We start from the raw sequence: 4,962 nt of genomic DNA, 5'->3' as shown, positions 1-4,962 counted from the left end.
AGTCCGCCATGCAGATGGTCCGCCAGCTCGAGTTCTCGCTGTTCGACATGCGGCTGCACGCGGAATACGACCCGGACACCGGGGCCCGCGTCCAGGCCGTGCTCGACGAGGTCCGCGGGCAGGTCGCGGTGATGCGCCCGCCGGCGTTCAACCGCTTCGCCAACGGCTTCGCCCACATCTTCGCGGGGGGCTACGCCGCGGGCTACTACAGCTACAAGTGGGCGGAGGTGCTCTCGGCGGATGCGTTCTCGCGCTTCGAGGAGGAGGGGCTGTTCAGCCAGGAGGCGGGCGGCGCCTTCCGTCACTGGATCCTGGAGCGGGGCGGCAGCGAGGACTTCATGACGCTCTACCGCGGCTTCCGCGGTCGCGAGCCCAGCATCGAGGCGCTGCTGCGCCACAGCGGTCTCGCCGCGTGAACCCCTGTCGCCGCCCGGGGACGTCGCGCCCCGGGCGCCGCGACACACGGGCTCACGCGCCGCCGCCGCCCGGCAGCAGTCGGCGCGTTTGCCGCTCCCCGGCACGCGGGGCCATCCTGTCCCCGGGTTTGAATCCACAACGGCAGAGACCGGGAGGCAGCGACATGAAAAGCCTGTACGCACTGGCACTCGGCGCGCTGATCGCCACCGGCCCGGCAATCGCGGACGACACCGCCGATGCCGCCATCGGCGGGGCGATCGGTGGCGCCACCGGGGCGGCCATCGGCTCCGAGGTGGGCGGTCGCGACGGGGCCATCCTCGGCGGGGCCATCGGCGCTGCCACCGGCACCGCGGTGACCACCGACGGTGACGACGACGGTGGCGGCCATTACCGCCGTGAGCGCGAGCGCGTCATCCACGAGGGCGGCGGCCCGTCCGGCAACTTCTGCCCGCCGGGCCAGGCCAAGAAGGGGCGCTGCTGAACGCAGCGTCCCGCCCGCTTCATCTCCGGATCAGTCGCCGGACCCGCCGAAACGCTCGCGCAGCGCCGCACACGGGTCCTCCCGTTCCACGGCGGCGGTGAACCAGACGTAGTCGAAGGGCGGTGCCTGGCCGGGCCGTGCATCGGGGTTATCCGGCATCGCCGGCTCGAATGCCACGGCGGCGACACGGCGTGACGGCGCCAGGACCGCAATCACCCGCGGGATGGCGTGGTCGGTCCGCGCGTGACCGTGCCCGGCAATGACCACGCTCATCCCCGCCTCCCCGGCGGCCGCCAGCGCTGCACGCGCCAGGGCACCGTCCCGTGCCCGCTGGATCCCGCGCATGCGCGGCAGCATCTCCTCCGGCAGCAACCCGCAATGACCCTCGCGGATGGCCTCGGTCATGGAGGTCCGCTCGTCGGCCGGCTGGGGGCGATCCAGGCCCAGTCGGGTCCGGGTCGCGGCGGACAGGCCCTCCAGCCCCCGGGAACGCAGCGTGTCCAACTGCTGCCGGGAGAGATTGCCCGCGACGATGGGGAGGTCGTGGCGATACGCCGCGGCGAACACCGGGCGGTACATCGACCACGGCGGCCAGCCGGAGTCCGCCCAGTCAACCGCCCCGGCGAGCACGTCGACATCACCGGGATGCTCGCGACGCGCCCGGTCCACCGCCGCCTGCTGGTCCGCGCGCAGCATCTCCAGCACCACCGCCGGCCGCCGGCCTTGGGCGGCCAGGGCATCGATGACCGCCGCCTGGCGCTCGTGATGGTGCGGATTGTCGTGCACCTCGCCCAGCAGCACGACGTCCGCCCGGGCCAGCCGCCCGATGAGGGCCGGCCTGTCGATGAAACGCCCCGCGGCGACGTCCCGGATCCGGCCCGCCTGCGGCCCGCCACCCGCCGGGCCGGTCACCGCGCAGCCGGCCAGCGCCAGCAGCATCGCCGCCCCCATGAGCATCGTGCGCATATCGTGCATCTCCTGTTGCCGCCGCCCCGGTTCTCGGCGACCCTGTCCCTGCTGGCGCAGGTGGTTAGTATTGCCGCCCCGGGCCGTGCCTGTCAGCGGTCACCGGAATAGCGGGCAGGCAACGGCGAGCCGCCGGGGAGGGAGCCGCCCATGGCCGTCCACAATAGCGAGATCGCGACGCTGTTCGAGCGCTACGCCGAGCTCCTGGAGATCCAGGGGGCGAACCCGTTCCGGGTGCGCGCCTACCGCAATGCCGCGCTGACCGTGCGCGGGCTCGGCACCGAGGTCGCGCGGATGATCGCGGACGGCACCGATCTCACCGAGCTTCAGGGCATCGGCGACGACCTCGCCGCCAAGATGCACGAGATCGTGGACACCGGACGGCTGCAGGCCCTGGAACGCCTGGCCGGCCAGTTCCCTGAACACCTCGCCGACCTCGACGCCCTCCCGGGTCTCGGCCCGCGGCGCATCCGCGCCCTCCACGACGCCCTCGGCATCGGCAGCCTGGACGACCTCGAGCACGCCGCCCGCCAGGGCCGAATCCGCGGCCTCAGGGGCTTCGGCGCGAAGAGCGAGCGCAACATCCTGCACGCCATCGAGGCACACCGGGACAGCCAGCAGCGCACCCGGCTGGCGGACGCCGAGCGCATCGCCGAGCCCCTGCTGGCCCATCTCGCCGGGGCCCGCGGCGTGAAGCAGGCGATCATCGCCGGCAGCTACCGGCGCCGGCGCGAGACCGTGGGCGACGTGGACATCCTGGTCAGCGCGGACACCGGCAATGACGTCATGGAGCGGCTCACCGGCTACGACAGTGTCTCCGAGGTCGTCTCCCGGGGCGACACCCGGGCGACGGTCATCCTCGACGGCGGCCTGCAGGTAGACCTGCGGGTGGTCCCGGAGGCCAGCTACGGCGCGGCGCTGCACTACTTCACCGGCAACCGGGCCCACAACATCGCCGTGCGGGTGATGGGCCAGCGGCGCGGACTGAAGATCAACGAGTACGGTGTCTTCGAGGGTGAACGCCGGATCGCCGGGGCCACCGAGGCCTCGGTCTACGAACAGGTGGGGCTGGTCTACATCGAGCCGGAGCTGCGCGAGAACCGCGGCGAGCTGGAGGCGGCGGCGGAGGACCGGCTGCCGGCGCTGGTGGCCCTCGAGGACATCCGCGGCGACCTCCACTGCCACACCGATGCCACCGACGGACGGGACGGCGCGGAGGCCATGGCGCGGGCGGCGAAGGCCCTGGGCCGGGAGTACCTCGCCATCACCGACCACACCCGGCGGCTGCGCGTCGCCAACGGCCTCACCCCGGGGGCGTTCGCCGAGCACCTGGACGCCCTGGAGGCGCTGGACGCCCGCCTGGACGACATCCGCGTGCTCCGGTCCGCCGAGGTGGATATCCTGGAGGACGGCAGCCTGGACCTGCCGGACGACGTGCTCGCGCGCATGGACGTTGTCGTCTGCGCCGTGCACTACGGCCTGGGACTGCCCCGCGCGAAGCAGACCGACCGGCTGCTGCGGGCGCTGGACAGCCCCCACTGCCAGATCCTCGCCCACCCCACCTGCCGGATCCTCGGCGAGCGCCAGCCCATCGACGCGAACATGGGCCGGATCCTCCGGGCCGCCGCGGAAACCGGCTGCGCCCTGGAGATCAACGCCCAGCCCGGCCGGCTGGATCTCCCCGACGTGCTGATCCGGGAGGCGCTCGGACAGGGCGCCCGTTTCGTGGTCGCCACCGACGCCCACAGCACCGAGGACCTCGCGCTCATGCGCCTGGGCCTGGACCAGGCACGGCGCGGCTGGCTCACCGCCGCCGATGTGCTCAACACCCACGGCGTGAACGACTTCCTCGCCGCGCTGCGCCGACGGTGACCGCCCGGCTCAGCGCACCTCGTCCAGCCGCCCGTTACCGACGTCATAGACGAAGCCCCGAACCGCGTCCCGGTGCGGGATGAAGGGGTTCGCCTGGATGCGGCGCAGCGACTGGCGCACGTCCTCGGCCGGCTCGCCGAAGGCCTCCAGCGCGAACGGTGGGCGCATCCCGGTCTCGGCCTCGATCTGCGCCTTCACCCCGTCGTCGTTGAAGGTGAGCATGCCGCAGTCGGTATGATGCACCAGCACGATCTCGCGGGTGCCGAGCAGGCGCTGCGAGATCACCAGCGAGCGGATCACGTCCTCGCTCACCACGCCGCCGGCATTGCGGATCACGTGGGCCTCGCCCAGCCCCAGGCCGAGCAGACGGTAGACGTCCAGGCGCGCGTCCATGCAGGCCACCACCGCCACCCGCCGGGACGGCGGCATGGGCAGGCCGCCCTGATCGAAACCCTCGGCGTAGGCGCGGTTCCCCTCCAGCAGCTCGTCGGTCACGCTCATCTCGACCCCTCCCTCTATGACGGCGGAAACACGGATCGGGGCGCGCCCGCCCCGATCCGGCAGCGTAAGCACGCATCGCCGAGCGTCGGAACCAATCGTTCGTCATTTGCTTATACCGTTACTGACGAGCTCCCGGCGGTCTGCCATTTACACGGCGCCGGAAGGGATCACGGGCCTGGCGCAACGCCGCTGCCGGGCCCCCACGCCCCGTTCGGTCCGGCTGGCGGATGACAAGACCGCCAGCAGACCGGGCAGGCATGCGTCGCGCTCGCCGCGGCCCGCGCGGATCAGGCAGACTGAGCCGGCAGACCGAGGAACAGGACGCCGCCCACCGTGCTCGTCACCCACCACAGCAACCGCCTGGAGGCCCTCGCCGACGCCCTCGCCGGGCAGATGGCCGCGGCACCGCTGCCGCCGATGACCGAGGAGACGGTGGTCGTACCCCACCGCAGCATGGGTCACTGGCTGTCCATCGAGCTCGCCGAGCGTCACGGCGTGACCGCCAACGTGGCCTTCCCCTTCCTCGGCGGACTGGTCTGGCGCCTGTTCGCCCGGCACTGGACGGACCTCCCCGAGCAGTCCGGCTTCGACCGTCAGGCCCTGCGCTGGCGGGTGCTCGCCCGGCTGCCGGGGGTGCTCGACGCCCAGGCCTTCGCCCCGCTGCGGGCCTACCTCGCCGACAGCGACCACGACAACGGGGTCAAGGCCTACCAGCTCGCCGACCG

General features: G+C 72.7%; 6 protein-coding genes. 4 read left to right on the top strand and 2 right to left on the bottom strand.

What is annotated here, in order from left to right; translation table 11 throughout:
* Window positions 1-416 (top strand): M3 family metallopeptidase (locus tag G7A99_RS15915; protein WP_163141915.1); only part of this gene is annotated, 416 nt, incomplete at its 5' end.
* A gap of 164 nt (window positions 417-580) precedes the next feature.
* Window positions 581-898 carry a hypothetical protein gene (locus tag G7A99_RS15910; protein ID WP_163141912.1) on the top strand — a complete coding sequence of 106 codons (318 nt, stop codon included), beginning with the start codon at window positions 581-583 and terminating at the stop codon, window positions 896-898.
* Window positions 899-928: 30 nt separating this feature from the next.
* On the opposite strand, the gene G7A99_RS15905 is transcribed toward G7A99_RS15910, so the two are convergent.
* The gene (locus G7A99_RS15905) at window positions 929-1,864 is read right to left on the bottom strand and encodes a ChaN family lipoprotein (protein ID WP_205599875.1); all 936 of its coding nucleotides are present in this window, start codon (window positions 1,862-1,864) and stop codon (window positions 929-931) included.
* A 150-nt stretch (window positions 1,865-2,014) separates the two neighbouring features.
* Here G7A99_RS15905 and polX point away from each other — a divergent pair, with 150 nt between their 5' ends.
* Window positions 2,015-3,736 (top strand): DNA polymerase/3'-5' exonuclease PolX, encoded by a 1,722-nt coding sequence (gene polX, locus G7A99_RS15900; protein WP_163141909.1) that lies wholly within the window; start codon window positions 2,015-2,017, stop codon window positions 3,734-3,736.
* A gap of 9 nt (window positions 3,737-3,745) precedes the next feature.
* On the opposite strand, the gene G7A99_RS15895 is transcribed toward polX, so the two are convergent.
* Complete coding sequence (locus tag G7A99_RS15895; protein WP_163141906.1) at window positions 3,746-4,237, bottom strand: carbonic anhydrase; 492 nt, start codon at window positions 4,235-4,237, stop codon at window positions 3,746-3,748.
* 333 nt (window positions 4,238-4,570) lie between these two features.
* Here G7A99_RS15895 and G7A99_RS15890 point away from each other — a divergent pair.
* On the top strand, window positions 4,571-4,962 hold a 392-nt coding region (locus G7A99_RS15890), incomplete at its 3' end, for an exodeoxyribonuclease V subunit gamma (RefSeq protein ID WP_163141903.1).

The sequence above is a fragment of the Arhodomonas sp. KWT genome (genome assembly GCF_010993615.1).
This window is presented reverse-complemented; position numbering and strand designations above follow the sequence as displayed.

Coding starts and splice junctions, on each gene's coding strand:
- G7A99_RS15905 (WP_205599875.1), bottom strand. CDS start 1,864: ATGCGCACGATGCTCATGGGGGCGGCGATGCTGCTGGCGCTGGCCGGC.
- G7A99_RS15910 (WP_163141912.1), top strand. CDS start 581: ATGAAAAGCCTGTACGCACTGGCACTCGGCGCGCTGATCGCCACCGGC.
- G7A99_RS15895 (WP_163141906.1), bottom strand. CDS start 4,237: ATGAGCGTGACCGACGAGCTGCTGGAGGGGAACCGCGCCTACGCCGAG.
- polX (WP_163141909.1), top strand. CDS start 2,015: ATGGCCGTCCACAATAGCGAGATCGCGACGCTGTTCGAGCGCTACGCC.